This window comes from Ancylobacter terrae, from assembly GCF_045108345.1.
In the GTDB taxonomy this organism is placed as follows: Bacteria; Pseudomonadota; Alphaproteobacteria; order Rhizobiales; family Xanthobacteraceae; genus Ancylobacter.
The window spans coordinates 11378-35210 of the sequence record NZ_JBJGXH010000003.1; the positions used below are offsets into that span (position 1 = coordinate 11378).

Consider the following 23833-nt stretch of genomic DNA (forward strand, 5'->3'; position numbering starts at 1 on the left):
TGGTTCAGACCGCGGTGTAGCCGCCATCGACCACCAGCGAGGCACCAGTGATATAGGCGGCGGCGGGCGAGGAGAGGAAAAGTACGGTTGCGGCGAGCTCTTCCGGTGTGCCCTGCCGGCGCAGCGGGATCGCGCCGACGAGGTCGCGTTCCGCTGCCTGCTTGTCCGGCTGGTGCGACCAGAACGGACCGTTGAACGGTGTGTCGACCCAACCGGGCAGCAGGCAGTTCACGCGAATTCCGTGTGGGGAGAGTTCGTCGGCAAGGCTGCGGGCGAGGCCGATTAGTCCCGCTTTGGTGGCATGATAGGCCGGCATGCCGGCATGGCCACGCAGCGCGCCGGTCGACGATGTGAACAGCAGGCTCGGGTTCGTCGAGCTTCGCAGCGCTGGTGCCGCCGCCTGCGCGAAGAGGAACGGCGCGGTAAGATTGACCGCCAGGCTCGCCTGCCAGTCGGCGAGCGTCCAGTCGGCAAGCGGCACCGCATGCAGGAGGCCGGCGTTCACGAATACCGTGTCGAGACTGCCAAAAGCCTCCATAGCGGCCGCGATTGCCGCTTTCGGCAAGGCAGGATCGGTGAGGTCGCCCACCAGCGCCCGCGCTTCGCCCCGGCCGAGTTCGAGACATGCGGTCTCGGCTTCCGCCCGATTTACATCGACCAGAAACACATTATCCCCCTGAGCACGGAAGGCGCGCATGCTCTGGCGCCCGATGCCGGTGGCGCCGCCGGCGATGAGAATGTTTGCTATGACACGCGCTCCCGTGCCGCGCGGGCGACCCGTGTGGCCTCGCGGTCAATGTCACTCTCCGCGTCCAGCACCACCGCGTAGTCGTGCAGCGCCGCCTCGGGCGAAAGACGCCCGTCCAGAACGTCGTCGCGCACGCGCTCCGGCTCGCGGTCGAGCGGGTCGCCGAAGCCGCCGCCACCGGCCATGACGTGGCTGAACAATGCTCCCTTGCGCAGCGTCAGCGGCGAAGTCGGCAGGACGGGGAGCACGGTGCTCGTATTGCCGTCCTCGACCACATTCATCGAGGGTGTTCCCTCGCCGCCGCCGAACAGGCCGTGCGGCGCAAAGGCTCGCTTGTCGGAGCGTACGCCGAGGAAGCAGTCATCGGTCAGGACGCGGTAGTCGCGTCGCAGAGCCAGCCCGCCGCGGCGGCGGCCGATGCCGCCCGTGTCCGGCACCAGCCCGTAATATTCGATGCGCAGCGGATAGTCGGCCTCGATCATCTCGATCGGCACGTTGGACTGATTGGAGCCCATATGGGGCACGCCATCCTGTCCATCCGCTTCCTGGCTCGCGCCCCATGTGCCCATGATGCACTCGGAGAACACGAAAGGCTTTCCATTATGGCGCCCGGCGAAGGTCGGCAGTGTCGAGCCGCCGGCCCCATCCGCCGTCACCCGGTCGGGCAGAGCCGGCGCGAGAGCACCGAAAATGCAGTCGATGATGCGGTAGCCGGTAATGCCGCGCGCCCCGCAGGGCGCCGGCAGCGTGCAGTTGACCAGCGTCCCCTCCGGCGCCCGCACGGTGATCGGCCTTGTGTAGCCGTGGCAGTTCGGCATTTCCTGCGGCATCACGGAGCGCAAGGCGGCATAGACGTTCGACTTGGTGAAGGACAGCGGCGCATTGATGCCGCCCTTCACCTGCGCCGCGGTACCTTCCCAATCGGCAATGATGGTGTCACCGCTCACCGTCAGGGCGACGTTGAGCACGATCGGCACAGGGGTGTCGCCAAGGCCGTCAATGTGATCGGTAAAGCGATAGACACCATCGGGAATGGCCGCGATGTGGTGGCGCGCCATGCGCTCGGCGAGGTCGTGCAGATCGGCGAGCGCCTGCCGCGTACGGTCGGCACCGAAGCGGCTGTACAGCTCGTCGAGCCCCCGCACGCCGGCCTCCGCCGCGGCGACCTGTGCGCGCAGATCGCCGAGCACGAGATGGGGCACACGCACATTGGCCTCGACGATGCGCCAGATCTTGGGATCGTCGACACTCTCCTCGCGCAGCTTGAGGAACGGCAGGCGCAGCCCCTCCTGATAGATCTCGGTGGCGCCGATTGAATTGGAGCCCGGCACCAGCCCGCCGACATCGACATGATGAGCGATGGTCGTCGCCCAGCCCTCGAGGCGTTCCTTATGGAAGAACGGCTTGATGATGTAGATGTCCGGCAGATGCTGGCCGCTGGCGAGATAGGGGTCATTGCCAATGAAGATGTCGCCATCGCGGATATCGCCATCATATTCGCGGATCAGATGGCGCATGGCGTCGTGGAAGCTGCCGAGATGCATCGGCGTGGTGAGGCCCTGACCGACGATCTCGCCCTCGGCGTCGCAGACCGCCGTGGAATAGTCCATGGAATCGCGGATAATCGCCGAATAGGCGGTGCGCATCAGGATCAGCGCCATCTCGTCAGCGACCGTGTCGAGGCCGTTGCGGATGACTTCCAGCAGCAGCGGATCAGTGATTCCGCTGGCGCTCTTGGTAGCCGCGTCATTCATGCCGGCACCTCCACAGTCTGGTCGATCAGTATATTAAGCCGGTCGTCGAGGCTCGCGGTCCAACCCGGCGGAACGATGGTGGTTGCGTCCGGCTCTTCGACGATGAGCGGACCGGTCAGCGGCGTCGAGAGGTCATGGCGCTCCACGATGCGTGTATCGAGCCAACCCGCGTCGCCGAAATAGGCCGGGCGGGTCGACACTGTGCCTTGTCGCGGACGCGCCGGAAGGTGGCTCTCCGGCCGCTCGGCAATGACCGTGCCGATCACGCGCAATGTCACGATTTCGCGGGGATGCGCGCGCGGCAGGCTATGGCCATAGGTGCGGGCATGCTCCTCGTCGAAAGCGGCCGCGAGAGCGTCGCGCATCGAGGCATCAAAGGCGCCATCGGGCATATCGACGGCGAGTTCGAATGCCTGACCGGCATAGCGCAGATCGACGCGCCGGCGCAGGCGGATCACCTCAGCCGGACGCCCGAGATGGTGCAGCACGCTGGCTTCCAGTGCGGAGAAGGCTTCGTCCAGCTTTATCGGATCGACCCCGTCCAGTTGCGTCAGAAAGCCTTGGGACTGTGCAAACTCGATCTCCGAATAGAGCAGACCAAAGGCGCTGAACACGCCGGCGGCCGGAGGGATGATTACCCGGCGCATGCCGAGCGAAGCGGCGAGCCCCACCGCGTGCAGTCCACCGCCACCACCGAAGGCGAGCAAGGCGAAGTCACGCGGATCGCGGCCGCGCGACGTGGTGACGGAGCGGACCGAGCGGGCCATGAGCGCGTTGGCGATGGCAAGCACACCGTAGGATGCCTCTTCGACCGAGCGGCCGAGCGGAGATGCCACGTCGCGCTCGACCGAGGCACGCGCCCCGGTGAGATCGATCGCGACCGTGCCGTCGGCGATGGCTATCGGGTTGAGATAGCCAAGTGCCACGTTAGCGTCGGTAACCGTCGGATCCACGCCACCCCGGCCATAGGCAACAGGCCCCGGCATCGCGCCGGCACTCTGCGGGCCGACACTGATGTTGCCGGCGGCATTGAGCCGCACAAGGCTACCGCCGCCGGTGCCGACCTCCGAGACGTCGATCACCGGAAGCCGCAGCGCATAGCCGCCGCCCTTCACCAGCCGGCTCGACAGGGAGATTCCGCCGCCCACCTCATACTCGTCGGTGGTGAGGTATCGCCCGCGCTCGACCACCGAGGCCTTGGCGGTAGTGCCGCCGACATCGAGCGCAATTATGTTCTCGAAGCCCGCTCGGCGCCCGACACAGCCGGCGCCGATCACACCCGCCGCCGGACCACTTTCCACGACCAGCGCCGGCCGCTGCAGCACGGTTTCGAGATCGAGAATGCCGCCGGACGACTGCATCATGAACAGCGGCGCGGTGATGCCTTCCTGGTCCAGCCCGGCACGCAGCGAGGTCAGATAGCGGCTGACCGGCGGGGCGACATAGGCGTTGATGGCCGTGGTGCTGGTGCGCTCATATTCCCGGATTTCCGGCAGCACATCGACCGAGAGCGTTACGAAGCGGCCCGGCAACAGCGCACGCAGCACCTCGCCGGCGCGGCGCTCATGATCCGGATTGGCATAGGAATGAAGGAAGCAGACCGCGACCGCCTCGATGCCGGCGGCATGGATCTCGCGGGCGATAGCGTGCAGCGCCGTCTCGTCCAGCGGACGCAGCACCTCACCGCGTGGCCCCACGCGCTCGGCGACCTCGAAGCGATGGCGGCGCGGTACCAGCGGTGGCGGCTTGCGATAGAGCGGCTCGTAGAGCCGTGGCACACGGATGCGCCGCAATTCCAGCACATCACGGAAGCCTTCCGTCGTGACGAGCGCCGTCTTCGCACCCTTGCCCTCGAGGATGGCATTGGTGGCGACCGTCGAGGCGTGCAGCATCTCCGCGACGGCGGAGGCGGCGATATTCTCACGTATGAGAATCTGTCGGCAGCCCTCAATCACGCCGCGGGCGTAGTCGTCGGGCGTCGAGGGAACCTTGGTCGTGGCGAGGCGTCCGTCCGGCGCCATCAGCACCACATCGGTGAACGTGCCGCCAATATCGACGGCAAGTCGAAAAGCGCGGGCGGCGCTCGATGCGACAGGCGTGCTCACAGCGCGTACTTCCGAACCTTGGCCTCATCGACCTCGATGCCCAGACCCGGCGCTTCCAGCGGCAGCAGCATGCCGTCGGCAAACGGAAACGGAACCGAGATCACGTCATCTTCAAAATAGTGCCCGCCGATCTTGCACGGATGTGTGCCGGTCGGAGCCGAGATCGGGATGACCGACGGCAGGCTGACAGCGCGGGATGACACGGCAAAGGCAAGATTTGCCGCATTGCCGATCGCGGATTCGATGGAGCCGTTGACGTCGCAGGGCAGACCCGCGGCCTCGGCAATCGCCGCGACGTCACCCGCCCGGCGCATGCCGCCGGCTTTCGCGAGATAGATCGAGATCGCGTCGGCTCCACGCGCGGCGACAAGGTCGAGGGCATCGCGCGGCGACCAGCAGCTTTCATCCGCGATTATCGCGACGCGGCTCTCGGCGGTCATGCGGGACATGTCCGGCAGCCCCGAGACCGGCTGCTCGATATAGTCGAGGTTCGTGTGCTCCAGACGTCGCGCCACATCAAAGGCCACCTTCAGCGGGCGATAGCCCTGATTGGCGTCGAGACGCAGGCGCGTCTGCGGCAGCCGGCGGCGCAGTTCGCGCATCAGTTCGACGTCGCGGTCGGCATCCTCGCCGCCCTTGATCTGCAAGGCCCTGATGCCATCCGCGCTCGCGCCCTGCGCTTCCTCGATCGCCTCGGCGACGTCCATCAGCCCGACCATGTGGGCAACGACGACGCCCGGCCGTACGGCACCGCCAAGCAGGCGATGCACCGGCAGGCCGACCGACTTGCCCCAGAGATCGTGCAGCGCCATCTCGATCGCGCATTTGGCATAGGTGTGACCGATGGCGAGTTCGTCCATGAGCGGGACGAGCGCCCCGATGGCTGTCGGATCCCGCCCGACGAGGTGCGGGCCGATGACCGAGCCGACCATATGGCTTACGGTCACCAGCGTTTCGCCGCCATGCCGGCCGAATTCGCCGCCCCAGGTGGCCAGCGGAGTCGCCTCCCCGTACCCGACGATTCCCGTATCGGAAACGACGCGGACGAGCACGAATTTCCCGAGCTCTTGATCGAGGCCGTTCCAACGAAAGCGCCGCCTGATGGGCAATGCGAACGGAATGGCTTCCACGGCCTTGATCTTCACGAGGGCACTCTCCTGCCTAGGATGACGCGACTGTTCCTTGATATGAAAATTATTTCATATGAGAGAATCAAGTTGATTTTTTCCTCCTGGTGAAATTATCTTCTCGACACGAATAGCAGGAACGCTGAAGGAGCGCGGGCAGATCGATGATAAAGCCGCAGCTGCAGAGGACTTCCGTGGGCTCGAACGCGGTGGGCGACCGGCTGAAGCTGGTGCGGCAGGAAGCCGAGCTGACGCTGGCCGAGGTGGCCCAGCGCACCGGCGTTTCGGTATCCAACCTGTCGAAGATCGAGCGGGGCGAGGTGTCGCCTTCCTTCGACGTGGTGATCCGGCTGTGCGAGGGGCTCGGGATCGCCATCGAGCAGTTCGTCACGCCCGGGCTGAAGCCGACGGTCAGCGGCCGCAAGACCCAGACCGCGCGGGGCCAGGGGGTGCCGTTCTCGACCGCGCAATATGCCTATCTCGCCCATTCCACCGAGATCTCGCGCAAGAACATGATCCCTCTGGAGATGTGGGTGACGGCGCGCTCGCCGGACGAGTTCGCCGACTGGGGTCAGCATGAGGGGGAAGAGTTCGTCTATGTCATCTCGGGAGAAATCGAGATTCACACGGATCAGTACACGCCATTTCGTGTCGGTCCGGGCGAAAGCACCTATTTCGATAGCGGCATGAGGCATGTCTACGTCTGCGTGAGCAAGGCGGACGCCCACATCTTGTCCGTCTCCTACAATCCGCACGGCGCATCGGCACCGGTCGAGCGCTTCATGCATCCCTCGGCCCGGCCCGGCCGAACGGAAAAATAGGCGGGAAATCGCCCTACAGGCCGGCGAAGACCGGTACGACGGCAAGCTAACGCCGCGACAACCACAACTTCCAGCATGTATTATTCATGGAGAACAGCCATGCGTTCGTCTTTGCTACGCCTTGCTATGGTTGCATCGTTTGCGCTGGCCAGCGCGCCGGTTCTTGCCGATGCCCCCAAATGCGAACCTGAAAAGGTCGCACAGAAGTATCCCGCACTCGCCGGCAAGACGCTCCTGATGGGCGCCGATGGCCAGACCCCGCCCTATGCCTACCTCGATCCCAAGACCAACACGCTGGTCGGCTCAGACATCGACCTTGCCAAGAAGGTCTTTGACTGCATCGGCGTGAAATATGAGATCCGCCCCGCGGCCTGGTCCGGTATCTTTCCGGCTGTTGTCGCCGGCCAGATGGACCTGATGTTCTACATCTACTACAATGCCAAGCGCGTGCAGCAGGCCGACTTCGTCGTCTACATGAAGGCCGGCACCGGGGCGATCACCCAGAAGGGCAACCCCAAGAACATCAAGTCGAACGACGATCTGTGCGGCAAGACGGTTGCCGTGGGCCTCGGCACGGTTGAAGAAGCGCAGATGAAGGAGCTTGGCGGCAAGTGCGTCGCAGGCGGCAAGGAAACCGTGACGGTGATGACCTATCCCGATCATGCCGCCGGCTTCCGTCTCGTCGCCAACAACCGCGCCGACATCATGCTGACCGACCTCGCGTTGGTCGACCGGACGGTGGCCGACAATCCGGCGGTGTATGAGCGCGCCTATGGGATCATCAGCGGCTTCCAGATCGGCACCGCCGTGAAGAAGGGCAACACCGCCCTCGCTCAGGCGCTTCTCGACGGGCTGCAGGCCGTGCAGGCCTCCGGCGGTCAGCAAGAGGTGTTCAAGAAGTACGGCGTCGACCCGGCACTCGAGCTGCCGGCCGAACTGAAGACCAAGTGATCGGCCAAAACTGATCGACATGCGCGATCGTCCGGCGGCCTCATCGAGGTCGCCGGCCCGCGACGCGCCACCTTGTTTCTCCTGGGAGTGATCCGGTGGAGTGGGCGACCGAAGTCCTCAGTTATTTCACATCCGATTTTCTCTGGGCTGGTGCTGTCCTTGCCGTGAAGATCACCGTCGTTTCGATGGCCATCGGGCTTGCGCTCGGGCTTGTCCTTGCCCTGATGCGCATGAGCGAATATCGCCTGATCGCCGGCATCGCCTGGGTCTATATCTGGGTGATGCGCGGCACGCCGCTGCTGCTGCAACTGGTGTTCGTCTTCGATGCCCTGCCGCTGATCGGGCTCAAATTCGACAGCTTCACCACCGCCGTCATTGGCTTTTCGCTCAATCAGGCTGCCTTTGCCGCCGAGATCATCCGCGGCGGCATCCTGTCGGTGAATCCCCAGCAAGCGGTTGCGGCTTCCTCGCTCGGCATGGGTCATATGCTGACCTTGCGGCGCATCGTGCTGCCGCAGGCCATGCGCGCCATTCTCCCGGCGCTCGCCAACGACACCATCGGCATGCTCAAGATGACGTCGGTGGCCTCCGTCATCTTCGTCAACGAGCTCACCTTCCGGGCCCAGCAGATCGTCGGCGAGAACTTCAAGTTCTTCACGGTTTTCGCCGGTGCCGGCCTGATCTACCTGCTGCTCACCAGCATCATCTCGATCGCCCAGATGATGCTTGAGCGATCGCTCGACCCAGATCGCCGTCAGCAGAGCAGCGGGCGCGGATGGCTCGGCTTCGGGCCGAAGACGGCCGCCCGCGCTGCTGCGTCGGTCGCCGCCCCAGCCAAGAAGGCCTCGCGCGTCGATGCCGTGCGCGAACTCATTCCGGCCACCTCGGCAGCCCTGTCGAACGAGCCATTCCTGCGATGCGCCAATGTTTGGAAGGCTTATGGCGACCGCGACGTCCTGAAGGGCATCAGTTTCGACGTAAAGCCTGGTGAAGTCGTGGCCGTCATCGGGCCGAGCGGATCGGGCAAGTCGACGCTGCTGCGCCTCGTCAATCACCTCGAATCCATCGATCAGGGTGAGATCCGCGTCGGCGGTCGCTACGTCGGCTATGCCAAGGAGAACGGCCGTCTCAAGCCGACCTCCGGTCGCGCCAGGGCACGCGCGGAAGTCGGCGTCAGCATGGTGTTTCAGTCCTTCAATCTGTTCGCCAACCTGACCGCGCTTGAAAACATCATGGAGGCGCCCGTCCGCGTCCATGGCGTGCCGCGTGCTGAGGCGGAGACGATGGCGCGCCGGCTGCTGGCTGCGGTCGGGCTGTCGAGCCATGCCGATCATCTGCCGCAGCATCTGTCTGGCGGCCAACAGCAGCGCGTCGCAATCGCCCGGGCACTCGCGGTCAAGCCGCGCCTCATGCTGTTCGATGAGCCGACTTCCGCGCTCGATCCCGAGCTGGTCGGCGAGGTGTTGAACGTCATGCGCGCGCTTGCCGAGGCCGGGATGACGATGATCATCGTCACCCATGAGATACGCTTCGCGCGTGAGGTCGCGGACCGCGTCGTGTTCTTCGACGAAGGCAATATTGTCGAAGAGGGCGCGCCAGCCGATGTGCTCGATAACCCCACCAAGGAGCGCACCCGCCGCTTCCTGAGCGTAATCGGCAATGAGAATGCGGAAGAGGAAGCGACATGACCGCCGATCCGCTCGACCGCGACATCCTCACGGCCGAGGTGGTGATCGTCGGCGCCGGACTGTCGGGTGGCGTGGTGGCGCGGCGGCTGGCGGAAGCCGGGGTGGATGTGCTGTGTCTGGAACAGGGACCGCGTCCCGACCCTGCCTCCTATCGCGGCGAGCACGACGATTGGGAGCTTACATCCCTCGGTCCGTGGAGTGCCAGCCCGAATACCCGCCGCGGTCCCGGCGATTATCTCATCGACGATAGCCGTTCCGACATAAAGCCGATGATGTACAACGGGGTCGGTGGCGGCACCGTGCTCTACGGCGCGCAGTGGATGCGCTTCATGCCGTCGGATTTCCGCACCTACTCGACCGATGGCGTCGGCGACGACTGGCCGATTTCCTATGACGAACTCGCGCCGTTCTACGACCGCATCGACATCGATTTCGGCGTGTCCGGCCGCAATGGCGATCCCCTGATGCCGCCGCAGCCTGACTATCCAATGGAGGCGCTGCCGCTCTCTCCGATCGGCCACAAGATCATGGCGGGGCACGCCAGGCTGGGCTGGCACTGTTGGCCGGGCTCCAACGCGATCACCAGTCGCCCCTACCAAGGACGCCAGCCCTGCGTTCAACTTGGCGTCTGCGGGCAAGGCTGCCCGGTCGGAGCCAAGACCAGCGTTGACATAACCCACTGGCCGGCTGCGGAGGCGCGCGGCGCAAGGCTGATCACCGGCGCGCGCGTCTGCCTCGTGACGCACGACGCGCATGGGCGCGCAGACGGCGTCGTATTCAAGGCTGCGGACGGGATCGAGCGCAAGGCGCGGGCCCGAACCGTCGTCATTGCCGGCAACGCAATCGGCACAGCGCGCCTGCTCCTGGCCTCGCGCTCGGCGCTATTTCCTGACGGCCTGGCCAATCATTCCGGCCTGGTCGGAAAAAGGCTGATGCTGCACCCGTTCAGCCGAGCGGTCGGCCTGTTCGACGAGCCGATGGACAGTTGGCAGGGCCATTGGGGTCAGACCGTCTACTCGCTGGAATTCGCCACGACCCGGTCTGACGTCGGCTTCGTCCGGGGTGCCAAGTGGAATCTCGGCCCTTCCGGCGGCCCGATGGGTGCGACGCTTTTCCCGTGGCCGAATGAACCGCTCTGGGGCGAAGCGTTGCACCGGCATGTCGACGCCTGGCTGGGCCGAAGCGGCGTGTGGGGTATCATCTGCGAGGATTTGCCGGAAGACGCGAACCGGGTGGAAATCGATCCCGCAAAGCTTGATACCGACGGCAATCCGATCCCGGTCCTGCACTACAGGCTCTCCGAGAATTCCAAGACAATGCTGGCCTTCAACCTCGCTAAGGCCGAGGAATCGCTGCAGGCGTCGGGGGCGATCCGCACCCTCACCGTGCCGCTGCTGCCGGACTATGGATGGCACCCGCTGGGCACATGCCGCATGGGCGACGACCCGGCGAAATCGGTGGTCGACCGCTTCGGTGCCTCTCATGACGTGCCGGGGCTTCACATCGTGGATGGCAGCACATTGGTGACAGGCTCCTGCGCCAATCCAGCCGCGACGATCGCAGCGCTCGCGCTACGCGCCGCCGAGCATCTGATCGACGCGCGCGGTCAGCTCCAATGAACGCGAAACCCCATGCGTTGACGGCCGACGAGCGGCAGGTGTTGTCGGCTGTCGCCGATGTGCTGATTCCGCGCACCGCACGGATGCCATCGAGTTCCGACGTTGGATTGTGCGGAGCTCCGATCGACCGGGCGCTCGACGCTAGGCCGGATCTTCTGGCGACAGCGAGCCTGCTCGCCCGACACGCACGCGGCCACCGAGCCGAAGACGTCGTCCGGGACATCGAGAAGAATGATCCGAAGGCGCTGAACAATATACTGCAGCTGATGGCGGGCGCGTACTTCATGCTACCGGAAGTGCGCGCGATCCTCGGCTATGACGGACAGGCGCGCCATCTGCTATAGACGCATCCAGTATTTGTTTGTTCTCGGCATTTTATGGTGAAGTATTTTCGTATAAATAGAAGAGTACCGATGTTGCCCCCGAATCGCCCTTTTTGAATTGAAATACTTTGTCGGCTTGCCGCGGCGGGCGGTGTGGCGGTCAGGATGGTAGGTCCGATGGCCGAGCGAGCGTTCCCCGTCATCATCGGATGAGGGTGAAGACAGGCGGTACGGCGGCGAAGCGGAGCAGTTTGAACCGCCCTGGGTTTGCCGGAGGCCCCCACTCCTGAGAGATAGGGGCCATTATGAGCAACAAGACGACGAACAAGTTTTCGCCTGAGGTGCGCGAGCGCGCGGTGCGGATGATTGCGACGTAACCTCGATGTCCGCGGCCGTGTGAGCGAGGGATGCCTGCGGGCCGGCAATACGCCCGTATCAGCAGTGCGGAACTCTGCTAGCAGAGTGTTGGTCGACTGAAAAAACCGAGAAACCAATTCAGTCGACTAACACTTCGAGGGCGAGTTTGGTCCATCCGCCGTTTGGCAGAGCGCGAATCTTCTATTCGACCATGCCCGGGGACCTGCCGCGGCGTGACCAGCGCTGCAGCGCCCACGGCCCCACCGCGACAAAGAGGGCCAGCACCCACAGAATGAGCGAGATGTAGCTCTGGAACAGGATGCTGAGCTCACCGCCGCTGATGGCGAGTGCGTTGCGCAGGTTCACTTCCATCACCTTGCCGAGCACAAAGCCGAGGATGATCGGCGCCATGTCGAAGCCAAGCTTGCGAAGCACCCAGCCAAGGCAGCCGATACCGAGCATGAGAATGATCGATTCCACGCTGGCATGGGTCGAATAGACGCCTACCACCGAGAGCACGAGGATGCCGGGAACGAGGATCCAGTTCGGCAGCAGCAGCAGGCGGGAGAAGATGCCGACGAACGGGATGTTGAGCAGCAGCAGCAGCACGTTGCCGATATAGAGCGAGGCGATCAGGCCGCCGACGATCTCCGGCCGCTCCGCAAAGAGCTGCGGGCCGGGCTGGATGTTGTAGAGCATCAGCGCGCCGAGCATGACCGCGGTGGTGCCGCTGCCGGGCACGCCGAGCGTCAGCATCGGCACGAAGGCGCCGGCCGCGCAGGAATTGTTCGCCGCCTCGGGCGAGGCAAGGCCGCGCATGTCGCCCTTGCCGAAGGTGCCCTCACTATCCGACATTCGCTTCTCCAGCGTATAGGACACGGCGCTGGCGACCGAGGCGCCGGTGCCGGGCAGCACGCCGACGACGAAGCCGATGATCGAGCCGCGCAGGGTCGCGCCGGTGGAGAAGACCACGTCTTTCCACCGTACAAAGGTGCGCCCGACCTTACCGATGACCGCGGCGCCCATGGCGTGGCTCTCCAGCATCAGCATGGCTTCGGAGATCGAGAACAGCCCGATCACCAGCACCACGAAGTCGATGCCGTCGCCAAGCTCGGGGCTGTCGAAGGTGAAGCGGTAGGCGCCGGACGTCGGGTCGAGACCGATCGTCGCCAGCACGAGACCGAGCACGCAGCCGATCAGCGTCTTCACCGGCTGGCTGCCGACCATGGAGCCGAGCGTGGCGAAGGCGAACACCATCAGCACGAAATATTCCGCTGGCCCGAAGCCGATGGCGAGGCTGGCGAGGAACGGCGCGAACAGCGTCAGGCCGACCACGCCGATGATGCCGCCGACGAAGGAGGACAGGCCGCTGATCATCAGCGCCTCGCCCGCCCGGCCCTGACGGGCCAGCGGGTTGCCGTCCAGCGCCGTCATCACGGCGCCCGCGTCGCCTGGAACATTGAGCAGGATCGAGGAGATGCGCCCGCCATATTCCGAGCCGGAATAGATCGCTGCGAGCAGGATCATCGTGCTCTCCGGCGGCAGGCCGAGCGTGTAGGCGATCGGCAGCAGCAGCGCGATGCCGTTGATCGGGCCGATGGCCGGGAGCGCACCGATGATCGTGCCAAGGAAGCAGCCGATAAGGCCGATGAGCAGGTTCTGCCAGCTGAGCGCGACGGCGAACCCGGTCCATAGATAATCGAAATTCATGATTGTCCTAGCCCCGGCGCGATGTGGCGAAGAGTTCGCCAACCGGCAGATAGACCTCCAGCAGGTAGCCGAAGATGACGTACCAAACCGCAGCCTGGAGGAACCCGCCGATGAGGGAGGTCTTCCACGAGGCGCCGAAGATGCGGGCGATCCCCGTCGTCATGACGAACATCGCGCCGGCGAAGCCGATCGGCTCGAACAGCAGCGCGGCGATGAGCACGAGCGCGGGGAGCGCGATGCAGCGCATCAGCACCGTGCCCTGCGGCCAAGCTTCGCCCTCGCCCGGCATGAAGAGGTAAATCAGCGACAATAGCCCCAGGATCGCCGCGAGCATGACCGGGAACACCCGTGGGCCCAGCGGATCCGACGAGAAGGAGAATTCGATCACGCTGCCGGCGTAGCCATACAGCAGACTGAACAGCAGCAGGATGATCGCGGCGATCCGATTGCTCAGACTGTCCTGAGCAGGATGTCGATGGGCGTCCATGGGGCGTTTCCTGACGAGCGAACCCGAGCGGCCCCGCGCGAAGCGAGGCCGCGGGCCGGTCTGTGGGGATCAGAGGCCGGCTTCCTTGGCGAGCGTCTTGAAGCGCTGCACGTCGCCCTTCACCTTGGCGTCGAAATCGGCGCCGATGAGCGTGTAGGGGAACAGGCCGCGAGCCGCGAGCTCCGCCTTGAATTCGGGCGTCTCGACCAGCTTCTTGAAGGTGTCCACCCACGCGGCATAGTCCGCGTCGCTGACTTTGGCGCCGGTGTAGTAGCCGCGCCAGATCACCCAGTCGAAATCATAGCCCTGCTCGCGGGCGGTCGGGATATTGGCGAGATCGCCGGTGAGACGCTCGGGCGACATGACGGCGAGGATGCGGACCTTGCCGGCCAGATGGTGCTTCACCATTTCCGAGGCATCGCCAGCGCCAATCTTGATGTGGCCGCCTTCCAGCGAGGTCAGCACGGCGCCGCCGCCTTCAAGCGCCACATAGCGCATCTTCTTGGGGTCCTGCCCCGCGCCCTTGGCGATGAGGGCGGCCTTCATCCAGTCCTGGCTGCCGACAGCGCCGCCGCCGCCGATCGGAAACTGAGCCGGATTGGCGGCATACGCGTCCGACAGTTCCTTCAGCGTCTTGTAGGGCGAGTCGGCGCCGACGACGATGACGCCGTAATCCGCGCCCAGCGCCCCGATCCAGCGCACGGCGTTTTCGTCGTAGCTGCCGAACTTGCCCTGAGCCAGCAACAGCGCCGAACCCGTCGAAGCCGCGACGATCAGGCTGGGATCGGCGGCTCTCTTGCCCACGACGTGGTTATAGGCGATGGCACCGACACCACCTTCCATATAGGTGACGACCATCGGCGTTTCGATCAGCTTGGCGGCCAGCAGCGAGTTGGCGGCGAGGCGGCAGGTCACGTCGAAGCCGCCGCCGGGCTTGGCGCCCGCAAGGCATTCTGTCTTCTGCGGGAGCGCGGACGCGCCGCCGGTTAGCATGGCGCTGACCACGCCGACCAAAGCGAATTTCTTGAAAATGGCGTTCATAGGCTTGTCCCTCCGGTAATTGCTTGCAGCATCGCGCCTGCGCCACGGTCGGGCGCAGATGGATAGACGTGCGGAGCTGAGCGGCGGCCGGCCGACAAAGGCGGGCTTTCTGCCGGGCGTTTCTCCATCTGTTTCCGCACCGTCTGCGCAGTGCTTGAGGATGCTTTGCTAGAGGGCATTCCTGTCATACAGCTGTCTTGGCGGCAGGCGCGCAGCCTCGGGAGTCGAATGAGAATTTTGCTGGTCGAGGACACGAAGGACGTCGGCGAAGCGATTGTCGGTCGCCTCAGCCGGATCGGCCACGCCGTCGACTGGGAACTGGACGGCTCCGCTGGCATGGATGTGCTGGGCGCCACGAGCTATGACCTCGTCATTCTCGACGTCATGCTGCCCGGCATGGACGGTTTCAGCATCCTCTCACGATTGCGGGCGCGGGGATCGACCACGCCCGTGCTGATCCTCACCGCTCGATCGCGCGTTGAAGATCGCGTGGATGCGCTCGACATCGGGGCCGACGACTATCTGGTGAAGCCGTTCGACTTCCGAGAGCTCGAAGCCCGTGTCCGCGCGCTCATGCGCCGCAACAGCGGCGAGGCAACCAATGTGCTGCGTTGTGGTGACATCAGCATCGACCGCCTGACGCGGATGGTCCGGGTGGGCGACTGCGAGGTGCATCTCAAGCGGCGCGAGCTCACGCTGCTCGAAATCCTGTCCTCCCGACCCGGGCGCGTTTTCGGCAAGGACGAACTGCTCGACCGCATGTTCGGTCATGACGAAGCCCCAGCGCCGAATGCGGTCGAGCTTTATATCGGCCGCCTGCGCCGCAAGATCGACGGTGCGCGGGCCCAGATCGTCACCGTGCGGGGCTTCGGCTATCAGATGGTGATCGATGGGCCGGCGTGAGCCTTCGCTGTTCATCCGCCTGTTCGCGCTCATGTCGCTGGTGCTGGCGTTCGGCGCGGCGGTGCTGATGACCGCCGCGTGGTACTCGGCCCGCCAGGCGGCGGACGAGGCCTATGACCGGCTGCTGCTTGGCGCCGCCTATCAGATCGCGGATGCGATCCAGATCCAGGACGGCCAAGCCGAGATCGAGCTTCCCGTCTCCGCCTTTGAACTTCTGGCCCTGTCGGATCGCGACCGCATCTTCTATCGCGTGCTGGATCCTGCCGGGCACACGATGACCGGCTATGAGGGCCTCGACGATCCGGCTGAGGAAATCGCGGGACCGAGCCGAGCGATTGTCGAGAATGCGGAGTTCGACGGCGAAATCGTGCGGGTGGCGCGGGTGTCACGCCGCTTCGACGACCCCCAGATGCGCGGCGACGCGGTTGTCATCGTCGCCCAGACCGTCGAGGCCCGTCGCGCGCTCGCGCGCGAACTGACCCTGCGTTCCTTTATCCTGGTCGGCGCCATGGGGGCCATCGCCACCGGGGGAACGATTTTCGCGGTGCGCCGTGCGCTGGCGCCGATCGGCCGGCTGGAGACCGCGATCCGTCAGCGCGACCCGCTGGACCTGACGCTTGTCGACGTCTCCACGCCGCGGGAACTCGCGCCCTTCGTCGCCGAGATCAACGGCTTCATCGAGCGGTTGCGGGGCCGCGTCGAGTTGATGCAGCAGTTCATCGCCGACGCCGCGCATCAGCTGCGCACGCCGCTCGCCGCGCTGGAGGCCCAGGTCGATCTGCTCTCGAACGACGAGGTGCCGCCCTCCGCGCGCAAGCACCTCGATCGCATCCGGGTCCGCACCCGGCAATTATCGCGCCTTGCCAATCAGTTGCTTAGCCACGCCATGGTGGCGCACCGTGAACGCGCGGTCGCGAATTCCCCGGTCGATCTCACCGAGCTGACGCGGCGGGCGCTCGACGAGGCGATTCCCGACACGCTGGAACGGGACATTCTGGTCACCCTGCACGCGCCTCCCGAACCGCTGATCGTCAGCGGCGATCCGGTCAATCTCGCGGAAGCAGTCAAGAACATCCTCGACAACGCCGTCCGTCATGGGGCTCCATCCCGGATTACCGTGCGGCTCCTCAGGCGCTCGGATCGGGCGGTGGTGGAGGTCGAGGATGACGGACCCGGAATACCGAAGGGACAATGGTCACGGGTTGTTCAACGTTTTGGCGCCCCCTCGTCCGATGGCAAGGGATCGGGGCTGGGTCTTTCAATCACGGCAGAAGTGCTGGCTGCCCATGGCGGTACCCTGTCCTTCATCGAGAAAGGCGCCTTTGGCTTCGTCGTGTTGATGTCGCTGGCAAAGCACGAGCGGGAGGTCGCATGATAGGTGGTGCACTGCGTCTTGCCCTGCGCCTTGGCTCCGCGCTTGCCGCCCTGCTTCTGGCCAACCCTGTCGCGCTGGCCCAGGACAAAACGCTGTTCCCGGCGATCGTAGGTCAGGTCGACACGCTGTCGATCCACGCCGCCACCGACCTTTATGCCCTGGAGCCGCTTATCCGAGACTTCCAGCAGCTCTCGCCCGGCACCATGGTCGAGATCGTGGAATATGTGACCAACGATCTGTTCGCGGCCGCAGCGCGGGTCTGTCATGCCGGCGGCGCGCTCGGCGATGTCTTCCTGTCGTCGTCGGTGGACCAGTTGGTGAAACTCGCGAATGACGGCTGCGCCCAGCGCATCGAGGGACAAGATCTCGCACGCGCCCCGCGTTGGGCGAACTGGCGCGACGAGGTGTTCGGCTTCACCTTTGAGCCGATCGTCATGGTCTACAACCGCGATAGCGTTTCCGCGACGGACGTTCCGCGCACGCATCTGGAACTGGCTGAACTGCTGCGGCACCACGCCGACCGCTATCGCGGCAGGGTCGGCACGTACGACGTGCGGCTGTCCGGCATCGGCTATCTGCTGGCGTTCAACGATGCCCGGCAGACGACAACCACATATGGCCGCCTGCTGGAAAGCCTCGGCCGTGCGCAGGTGGTCGTTCGTTGCTGCACATCGCAGATACTGGACGAGGTCGCGACAGGCCGGCTGCTGATCGGCTACAACATGCTGGGCTCCTACGCTTATGAGCGCGTGCGGCGCGGCCAGCCGATCGGCATCGTCATGCCCTCGGACTACACGCTCGTACTGAGCCGGGGCGCCATGGTGCCGATCCGCGCGCCCAACCCGAACCTGGCCGCCCGCTTCGTGAACTATCTGCTGTCGGAGCGAGGCCAGTCGGTTGGCCGGAGCCAGTCCTTCTTTTTCGGATTGGACGGCTCGACGCCGCCGGGCATCGAGGGGCCTGATGTCCTGACATCAGGCATTGCCCGCCCGATCACCGTCGGCCCAACCCTCCTCGCCGTCCAGGACGCGGCCCGCCGGAAGCGGTTCCTTGAAGAATGGTCCCAATCGATGATCCAGAACGCGCCTTAGGCACTCCCGCAGATGCCAGATCAACTCGCTCTCGGATAGGGCAAATTCGACTTCCATTCCTGGCGCAAGGAATCTCCGCGCGAGGTTGGATGTGTGTCCGCTTCTGGGTAGAGTGAGGCACCACGGCAATGACCGAGATCGCGGCGCAAAGCGGACGTCGCTGAAACGGCCTCGAGGGTCAGCAAAGGGTCAAACTGCCCATCTGACGAACCCTGAGGTGTAGGGCCTGCTCTCGAGTGAGGCTACTCCCAAGCGCGCCAGCGGCCACCCGGCTTGTGTAGCGCGTGTCGCTGCTGCGAACCCAATCACATGGCAGAAGCATTTTCGCTAAACCGCCGAAATCCGTTCGGCTGCTCCCGCCATGCTCCCGCAGCAATCTTCAACGTCCCAGCGAATTCATCTAAGTCATTGAAAAGATTGGCGCACCCGGCACGATTCGAACGTGCGACCTTTGCCTTCGGAGGGCTGCGGTCTGGTGTTTCTGATGATTTCTCGCCATTCCTGCCCTCTTATAACCAATTGATTTTATTGAATCTTAATTTCTAGCGATGGTCTGGCATGCCCGGTATTGTCGTTCCCGTGGCTATTCGGTGGCTATTCAGGATCTTCTGAATAGCCACCAATAGGGCGAACGGGAGCCAGCCGGAAATGCCGACGGTCAAGCTGACGAAGCGGGCGGTGGACGCCATCCAGCCGGACGGGGCACGGGCGCTCTGGTTCGATGCCGAGTTGAAGGGCTTCGGCCTGAAGGTCGAACCCTCTGGCGTGATGACCTGGATCGTCGAGTACCGCCCGGGCGCGGGCGGCCGGGGGACGGCCAAGCGCCGCGTCACGCTGGGCAAGCGCGGCGCGCTGACGGCCGAGCAGGCCCGCGCCCTCGCCAAGGACGTGCTTGCCCGGGTCCACGCCGGGGAGGACCCGGCGGCCGTGCGGGCCGAGGCAAAGACCGCCAAGACGATCGCCGGCCTCTGCGACGACTACCTGAAGGAGGCGGGCGAGGGCAACGTCATCAGCCGGCGCGGCACCCCCAAGAAGGCCTCGACGCTCATCACGGACCGCGGGCGGATCGAGCGGCACATCAAGCCTCTTCTCGGCAAGAAGCTGGTGCGCGACGTCTCGCGCGGGGACATTGAGCGCTTCCTGCGTGACGTCGCCAACGGCAAGACGGCCGCCGACGTCAAGACCGGGAAGCACGGCCGGGCGATCGTCACCGGCGGCAAGGGCACGGCCACCCGCACCGTGCGGCTGCTCGGCGGCATCTTCAGCTACGCGGTCCGGCTCGGCCTGCGTGCCGACAATCCCACCCATGGCGTCGCCAAATACGCGGACGGGCAGGGCGCACGCTTCCTGAGCACGGTGGAACTCGAACGGCTCGGCGTGGCCCTGCGCGAGGCGGAAACGGTCGGATTGCCCTGGAACACCAACGCCGCCGCACCGGGCTCCAAGCATCTGCCGAAGGACGCGGGCAATCGCCGATCGATCCTAGGCCCGCATGCGGCGGCGGCAATCCGCCTCCTCATTCTGACGGGATGCCGGCTTCGGGAAATTCTTGACCTGAAATGGCATCATGTCGACCTTGAGCGTGGCCTTCTGCACCTCCCGGATTCGAAGACGGGCGCAAAGGCCATTGTGCTCGCCGCTCCCGCACTCGAAGTGCTTGCAACCGTTCCGGTTATCGAAGGTTGTCCTTACGTGGTCGCCGGCGACAAGCTGGATCGTCCGCGCAGCGACCTCAAACGACCGTGGGAACTGGTGACGCGCGCAGCGGAACTGGAAGGCGTCCGGCTTCACGACCTGCGCCATACCTACGCGAGCCATGGCGCGGCGGTAGGCATGGGCCTGACCATCGTCGGGCGCCTCCTCGGGCATGCCGATGTGAAGACGACGAACCGCTACAGCCATTTCGACGCCGACCCGCTGCGCCGCGCTGCGAATGCGGTGGGTAGCGCGCTGTCGGCGGCGCTGGATGGGAAGAAGGCAGAGACATCGGGGAATGTCGTAGCCCTGCGCCGTGATGCCTGAGGCCACTGCAATCGGTTGCGGCTCCGTGCGAGGGCGTTACCGCCGACGGCTACGGGGCACGCTTTGCTTTGCGGGCCTTCTCGCGGTTTTCCAGCGTGGCTGGCGTAAGGCGGTTGGATAGGCCCCGCTTGACCTCCTTTGCGCCCTTGCGCTCGCGGGCTGCATCGCGGGAGAGGCCAAGCTGTTCATAGGTCAAGGTCTCCGTAGCGCAGGCGTGATAGTTCGCATCCAGCGCCGGTCCCATCATCAGGATCGCGGCAATGCGGCGGACCATCTGCGAGACATAAAGCGCCTCGTCGAGCTTCAGAGGGCGGCCGAGCACGCTCCTGTCGCGGTAGCTCAGCCATTTCTTGATCACCTGATAGCCACCGAGCGCATAGTCCCAGACTTTTTCGGGCACATTCGACCAGAAGGTGTCGGCGTTCAGGTGCACATCGAGGGTCCGGGTGCCGATCAGCGCCAGCAGGGCGTCGAGCGTCATGCCGTGGGCCTGGGCTTCCGCTTCCAGCGCTGCGCGTTCGGCAGGCGTGTAATCGCGCGTCCGCGTCAGGCCGCGACCGGGCATGACGATGGTGCCGCCGCCGGCATTCTGGCTGGAGCCCCAGCCGGCGGTCAGCGCGAGATCGGCGGCATCGAGCGACCCACCGCCACGCTTGGCTGGCAGGCCCGTGATGCGCAGGCCCGGCCGCAGCGCGCCGGTGGAGACGCCCGGCGCGGGTGTCTCGGGATTGAGCAGCAGGCTCAGCGCTTCGCCGAGCCCGGCGGAATGCGCGAGGATGCCGGCATCGCCTGAGATCGGCACGCAAGGTGCCTCGATCCGCATAGCGCCGCTGTTTTCTGCGAAGTATGCGGGGCTGTGAAGAAGAGCTAAGCAATGGTAAAATATAACACTTTCGCCAATGCCTATAGATTGTAAGAGCTTGAGCATCGACGCGGGAAGATTGATGTTTCCAGTTGGATTCGTGTCAGACGCCCCAACCCGGTTGGGAACTACCGAAGCTCCACCATCCATGGCGTTAAGGTCGCTAAGGCTCGAAATAAGCAGTGGTGGCGACCAAGTTTTTCGCTGGGCGCGCGGGATAACGAGGTCTGGCACTTTGGCAACCCGAGCCGCAAACAAGTCCGGGCTTTTTTCGCCAAGAAGCTTTGTCTCAGGTTCCCAGTAGCACCATCTGACATCGAATGGCCTATAAGTATATCTTACGATATGATTTGCTTTCTTGCCGCGATCGATCAAGTACGCGCGCGCCTCTCTCGGGTTATATCGTGCAGTTGGTTGGGTAACCTCTGGATATTTCTGCGCGAATTCGTCAAAATCCATGTTGCCGTTGAAGAAATCATCAATCCTCTTTTCGAGGCTCTCACGTTCAATATCAACGAGAAACTGGTCGCGTTTGGTCTGTACGCCCGGAAACGAGGCCGGAAAGAGATCAGGCAGCTTTGGCCACTCGAAATAGCCCGCGCCCACCTGCGCGCTGACGAACGGCAGCCCCAGTTCCAGCGGTGGCGTCACCGGCTGATAGAGCGTCGCGGGGTCGGCCTCCGCCGTGTCCAGCAGTGCCTGCCGCTTGCCCGTACCCCAGAGGTGGCGAAACTCAACGGTAGCGGCGGGCGCGTGCTCCTGTTTGCGGATCAGTGTGGCGATGGCGGTGCCAACCTGAATGCCTTCGCGGTTGTGCTCGGTGGAGAAAATCGACGGATCGGGCGCGCCGTCCGGCATCGTCTTGCCGGTCTTGTATTTGTCGCCGTTCAGGCAATCAATGCGGATGGCGTCATAGGCTTCCAGATAGCGCTCGCGCATGGCGGTGAAGGAGAGGCCATCGAGCCAGGAATAGTTCGAGATAAAGCAGACGATGCCCTCGCCGCCATCTTCATAATGAAACTCCACTCCGCCGGAGAACAGGTCCTTCTCTTCTATGGTGAGCTTCTGCACGATGCGGCGCTCGGCCATGCGGAAGAAGCGGACATACAGATCGTTCAGCCCCTGTCCCTCGGGCTTTCGCACCTTCTTTGGGCGCTTGTAGGCGTCGGTTAGCGCGCGCTCCTCCTTGCCCTCATTGACGCCGGCAAAGCCGTTATAGGGCGGGTTGCCGATGACCACGAGGATCGGCGCGCCCTGCTTCACCTTGTCGGCGCGCGAGCGCTCCTCTTCCAGTTCGGGGAAGGGCAGCGGCTTCATCACATGCGGTTCCCAGCCGGTGAGCGCATTGGTGAGGAAAATGCCGGCGCGCTCATCGGTCGCATCGTCGAACGTCGCGCCCATGGCCTGCAAGGTCAGACCGACCTGAAGGTGCGCCACCACGAATGGCGCGGGCATGATCTCGAAGCCGAAGATGCGCTTGAGCGCTGCCTGCTTGACCATCTGGCCCTTGAGCCCGCCGAGCCCCTTCGCTTCGAGGCTTGCCTCAATACGCTTCAGCACCGCGCCGAGAAACGCGCCGGTGCCGCAGCAGGGATCGAGGACATAGACCCGCTCGGAGGCGAGGCCATCCTCGATGCCGAGATCGTCGCGTAACGCCTTGTCGACGCGGGCGACCATGTAGGTCACCACCTCGTTCGGCGTGTACCAGACGCCGAGTTCCTTGCGCAGTTCCGGGTCGAAGGCTTCAAGGAATGGCTCGTAGAAGAACTGCACCGCGTCCGCATCGTTGAAGCGCTTGAAGAATTCGACGGTATCGACCCGGTTCAACGTCGCTGCGGTCCAGTCCAGCACATCGACAAGGTGCAGCGGCTGCAAATGCGCCGGGCTGGCAATTTGTTGGAACAAGGTACGAATGAACGGCACTTTGAGGTGCCATGTCGCCAGTTTCCAGTCGAATTTGGGCGACGTGCGGGGGACCTCCCGCGCCCACAGCACCCACGCGGAAAACACGCCGTAGAACAGCGTCTGCACCAGCGTCGAGCGGAAGAAATGGTCGCCCTTCTCCGCCTCGAAGGTGACACCCAGCGCCTGTTCGAGCGAGGCGCGGATATTGGCGAGCGCCGGGAGGTTTCCAGCCTGGTCCACCCGCTGCAAGGCATCGCGCGCATAGGAGGCAAGGAACCACGCGACATCCTTCGGTTCGCGCAACGCCACGGACTGGGTGAGCGCCCGCTTCAGATATTCGCCGAAAGCCCGGCCAACGTGCTCGGCCGATTTGCGCGGGGTTGCCACCATGTCCCAAAACGCCTTGGCGTTCGGCGCGAGGCGGAAGCCTTCCAGCTTGGTTGCCTCGCCATTCGGCCCTTCGCCGATAATGAGAAAATCGCGCAGGTTCGAGACTATGACGAGCCGGTAGGCGCCGAAATACTTGCTGACCTGCTTGGTGTCGGCGGTGAGCCACGTCTCGTCCGCGACGCCCTTCATTTCGATGACGCCGCGTTCCGGCAACTGCCCTTTGCGCGGCTCGCCCTTCTGCACCTGATTGGCAGCATAGAGCCCGAAATCCGGATGCCCCGCACCGGTGTTGGCAAGATCGGAAAGGCAGAGGACCCTCGGCTTCAGATCCTGCCCAAGGGCGTTTAGAAGATCGGCCAGAGCAGGATAATAGGACCGCTCCTTCGTACCAGCGCCCAGGCCGCGCTCGTCCCGCAGGCGTGCAAAATAATGTTCAACAATAGTCTCTATTCTGTCAGTCAAAGCCGTCCCTGCCTGAGTCGCCCACCGAAATATTATTGTTACGCAGTCAGTTCGCGCCTGATCGCTGATGGTAGCAAAATCCGGAAATCGAG

At 64.4% G+C, this 23833-nt stretch carries 17 protein-coding genes and 1 tRNA gene; 9 read left to right on the forward strand and 9 right to left on the reverse strand.

Annotation, left to right across the window (positions count from 1 at the left end; translation table 11 throughout):
• Nucleotides 1-4 precede the first annotated feature (4 nt).
• The 4 genes from ACEUEL_RS16645 to ACEUEL_RS16660 are packed head-to-tail and all read right to left on the reverse strand — an operon-like array spanning nucleotide 5 to nucleotide 5752.
• Entirely contained in the window at nucleotides 5-748 is a 744-nt protein-coding gene (locus tag ACEUEL_RS16645) for an SDR family NAD(P)-dependent oxidoreductase (protein ID WP_405708425.1), read from the reverse strand.
• Entirely contained in the window at nucleotides 745-2502 is a 1758-nt protein-coding gene (locus tag ACEUEL_RS16650) for a hydantoinase B/oxoprolinase family protein (protein ID WP_405707632.1), read from the reverse strand. The genes ACEUEL_RS16645 and ACEUEL_RS16650 overlap by 4 nt, the downstream gene beginning before the upstream one ends.
• Entirely contained in the window at nucleotides 2499-4607 is a 2109-nt protein-coding gene (locus tag ACEUEL_RS16655; RefSeq protein ID WP_405707634.1) for a hydantoinase/oxoprolinase family protein, read from the reverse strand. Before ACEUEL_RS16655 ends, ACEUEL_RS16650 begins: the two co-directional genes overlap by 4 nt.
• Nucleotides 4604-5752 (reverse strand): mandelate racemase/muconate lactonizing enzyme family protein, encoded by a 1149-nt coding sequence (locus ACEUEL_RS16660; RefSeq protein ID WP_405707635.1) that lies wholly within the window; start codon nucleotides 5750-5752, stop codon nucleotides 4604-4606. Before ACEUEL_RS16660 ends, ACEUEL_RS16655 begins: the two co-directional genes overlap by 4 nt.
• Nucleotides 5753-5898: 146 nt before the next feature.
• Between ACEUEL_RS16660 and ACEUEL_RS16665 the strand changes: the two genes are divergently transcribed.
• The 5 genes from ACEUEL_RS16665 to ACEUEL_RS16685 all read left to right on the forward strand — a co-directional run bounded on the left by ACEUEL_RS16665 (nucleotide 5899) and on the right by ACEUEL_RS16685 (nucleotide 11157).
• Nucleotides 5899-6555 (forward strand): helix-turn-helix domain-containing protein, encoded by a 657-nt coding sequence (locus tag ACEUEL_RS16665; protein WP_405707637.1) that lies wholly within the window; start codon nucleotides 5899-5901, stop codon nucleotides 6553-6555.
• A gap of 75 nt (nucleotides 6556-6630) precedes the next feature.
• Nucleotides 6631-7506 (forward strand): ABC transporter substrate-binding protein, encoded by an 876-nt coding sequence (locus ACEUEL_RS16670; RefSeq protein ID WP_405707639.1) that lies wholly within the window; start codon nucleotides 6631-6633, stop codon nucleotides 7504-7506.
• Nucleotides 7507-7601: 95 nt separating this feature from the next.
• The gene (locus tag ACEUEL_RS16675) at nucleotides 7602-9194 is read left to right on the forward strand and encodes an amino acid ABC transporter permease/ATP-binding protein (RefSeq protein WP_405707640.1); all 1593 of its coding nucleotides are present in this window, start codon (nucleotides 7602-7604) and stop codon (nucleotides 9192-9194) included.
• The gene (locus ACEUEL_RS16680) at nucleotides 9191-10813 is read left to right on the forward strand and encodes a GMC family oxidoreductase (protein WP_405707642.1); all 1623 of its coding nucleotides are present in this window, start codon (nucleotides 9191-9193) and stop codon (nucleotides 10811-10813) included. The genes ACEUEL_RS16675 and ACEUEL_RS16680 overlap by 4 nt, the downstream gene beginning before the upstream one ends.
• Nucleotides 10810-11157 carry a hypothetical protein gene (locus ACEUEL_RS16685; RefSeq protein WP_405707643.1) on the forward strand — a complete coding sequence of 116 codons (348 nt, stop codon included), beginning with the start codon at nucleotides 10810-10812 and terminating at the stop codon, nucleotides 11155-11157. Before ACEUEL_RS16680 ends, ACEUEL_RS16685 begins: the two co-directional genes overlap by 4 nt.
• A gap of 537 nt (nucleotides 11158-11694) precedes the next feature.
• Here the strand turns inward: ACEUEL_RS16685 and ACEUEL_RS16690 are convergent.
• The 3 genes from ACEUEL_RS16690 to ACEUEL_RS16700 all read right to left on the reverse strand — a co-directional run bounded on the left by ACEUEL_RS16690 (nucleotide 11695) and on the right by ACEUEL_RS16700 (nucleotide 14731).
• Entirely contained in the window at nucleotides 11695-13203 is a 1509-nt protein-coding gene (locus ACEUEL_RS16690; RefSeq protein ID WP_405707645.1) for a tripartite tricarboxylate transporter permease, read from the reverse strand.
• Nucleotides 13204-13210: 7 nt separating this feature from the next.
• The gene (locus ACEUEL_RS16695) at nucleotides 13211-13690 is read right to left on the reverse strand and encodes a tripartite tricarboxylate transporter TctB family protein (protein WP_405707647.1); all 480 of its coding nucleotides are present in this window, start codon (nucleotides 13688-13690) and stop codon (nucleotides 13211-13213) included.
• A 69-nt stretch (nucleotides 13691-13759) separates the two neighbouring features.
• Nucleotides 13760-14731: a Bug family tripartite tricarboxylate transporter substrate binding protein gene (locus tag ACEUEL_RS16700; RefSeq protein ID WP_405707649.1), complete on the reverse strand. Its 972-nt coding sequence runs from the start codon at nucleotides 14729-14731 to the stop codon at nucleotides 13760-13762.
• Nucleotides 14732-14959: 228 nt separating this feature from the next.
• Between ACEUEL_RS16700 and ACEUEL_RS16705 the strand changes: the two genes are divergently transcribed.
• Genes ACEUEL_RS16705 through ACEUEL_RS16715 form a run of 3 tightly spaced genes read left to right on the forward strand, consistent with a single transcriptional unit; the run spans nucleotide 14960 to nucleotide 18100 of the window.
• Complete coding sequence (locus tag ACEUEL_RS16705; RefSeq protein WP_405708427.1) at nucleotides 14960-15634, forward strand: response regulator transcription factor; 675 nt, start codon at nucleotides 14960-14962, stop codon at nucleotides 15632-15634.
• Nucleotides 15621-17009 carry a sensor histidine kinase gene (locus tag ACEUEL_RS16710; protein WP_405707650.1) on the forward strand — a complete coding sequence of 463 codons (1389 nt, stop codon included), beginning with the start codon at nucleotides 15621-15623 and terminating at the stop codon, nucleotides 17007-17009. The genes ACEUEL_RS16705 and ACEUEL_RS16710 overlap by 14 nt, the downstream gene beginning before the upstream one ends.
• Complete coding sequence (locus tag ACEUEL_RS16715; protein ID WP_405707652.1) at nucleotides 17006-18100, forward strand: ABC transporter substrate-binding protein; 1095 nt, start codon at nucleotides 17006-17008, stop codon at nucleotides 18098-18100. Before ACEUEL_RS16710 ends, ACEUEL_RS16715 begins: the two co-directional genes overlap by 4 nt.
• A 418-nt stretch (nucleotides 18101-18518) precedes the next feature.
• Here ACEUEL_RS16715 and ACEUEL_RS16720 read toward each other — a convergent pair.
• Nucleotides 18519-18605: transfer RNA gene (locus ACEUEL_RS16720), tRNA-Arg, on the reverse strand.
• A 143-nt stretch (nucleotides 18606-18748) separates the two neighbouring features.
• Between ACEUEL_RS16720 and ACEUEL_RS16725 the strand changes: the two genes are divergently transcribed.
• Nucleotides 18749-20122, forward strand: coding sequence for a tyrosine-type recombinase/integrase (locus ACEUEL_RS16725; RefSeq protein WP_405707654.1), 1374 nt, complete (start codon nucleotides 18749-18751; stop codon nucleotides 20120-20122).
• A 49-nt stretch (nucleotides 20123-20171) separates the two neighbouring features.
• Here the strand turns inward: ACEUEL_RS16725 and ACEUEL_RS16730 are convergent, their stop codons facing one another.
• A complete protein-coding gene (locus ACEUEL_RS16730) occupies nucleotides 20172-23741 on the reverse strand; it encodes a type ISP restriction/modification enzyme (protein WP_405707656.1) in 3570 nt (1189 codons plus the stop codon).
• Nucleotides 23742-23833: the final 92 nt, after the last annotated feature.

What these genes read in the sequence shown, in the direction of transcription:
- ACEUEL_RS16685 (WP_405707643.1), top strand. Translation starts at nt 10,810, where the DNA reads ATGAACGCGAAACCCCATGCGTTGACGGCCGACGAGCGGCAGGTGTTG.
- ACEUEL_RS16670 (WP_405707639.1), top strand. Translation starts at nt 6,631, where the DNA reads ATGTATTATTCATGGAGAACAGCCATGCGTTCGTCTTTGCTACGCCTT.
- ACEUEL_RS16710 (WP_405707650.1), top strand. Translation starts at nt 15,621, where the DNA reads ATGGGCCGGCGTGAGCCTTCGCTGTTCATCCGCCTGTTCGCGCTCATG.
- ACEUEL_RS16690 (WP_405707645.1), bottom strand. Translation starts at nt 13,203, where the DNA reads ATGAATTTCGATTATCTATGGACCGGGTTCGCCGTCGCGCTCAGCTGG.
- ACEUEL_RS16725 (WP_405707654.1), top strand. Translation starts at nt 18,749, where the DNA reads ATGCCGACGGTCAAGCTGACGAAGCGGGCGGTGGACGCCATCCAGCCG.
- ACEUEL_RS16680 (WP_405707642.1), top strand. Translation starts at nt 9,191, where the DNA reads ATGACCGCCGATCCGCTCGACCGCGACATCCTCACGGCCGAGGTGGTG.
- ACEUEL_RS16665 (WP_405707637.1), top strand. Translation starts at nt 5,899, where the DNA reads ATGATAAAGCCGCAGCTGCAGAGGACTTCCGTGGGCTCGAACGCGGTG.
- ACEUEL_RS16715 (WP_405707652.1), top strand. Translation starts at nt 17,006, where the DNA reads ATGATAGGTGGTGCACTGCGTCTTGCCCTGCGCCTTGGCTCCGCGCTT.
- ACEUEL_RS16705 (WP_405708427.1), top strand. Translation starts at nt 14,960, where the DNA reads ATGAGAATTTTGCTGGTCGAGGACACGAAGGACGTCGGCGAAGCGATT.
- ACEUEL_RS16650 (WP_405707632.1), bottom strand. Translation starts at nt 2,502, where the DNA reads ATGAATGACGCGGCTACCAAGAGCGCCAGCGGAATCACTGATCCGCTG.
- ACEUEL_RS16695 (WP_405707647.1), bottom strand. Translation starts at nt 13,690, where the DNA reads ATGGACGCCCATCGACATCCTGCTCAGGACAGTCTGAGCAATCGGATC.
- ACEUEL_RS16700 (WP_405707649.1), bottom strand. Translation starts at nt 14,731, where the DNA reads ATGAACGCCATTTTCAAGAAATTCGCTTTGGTCGGCGTGGTCAGCGCC.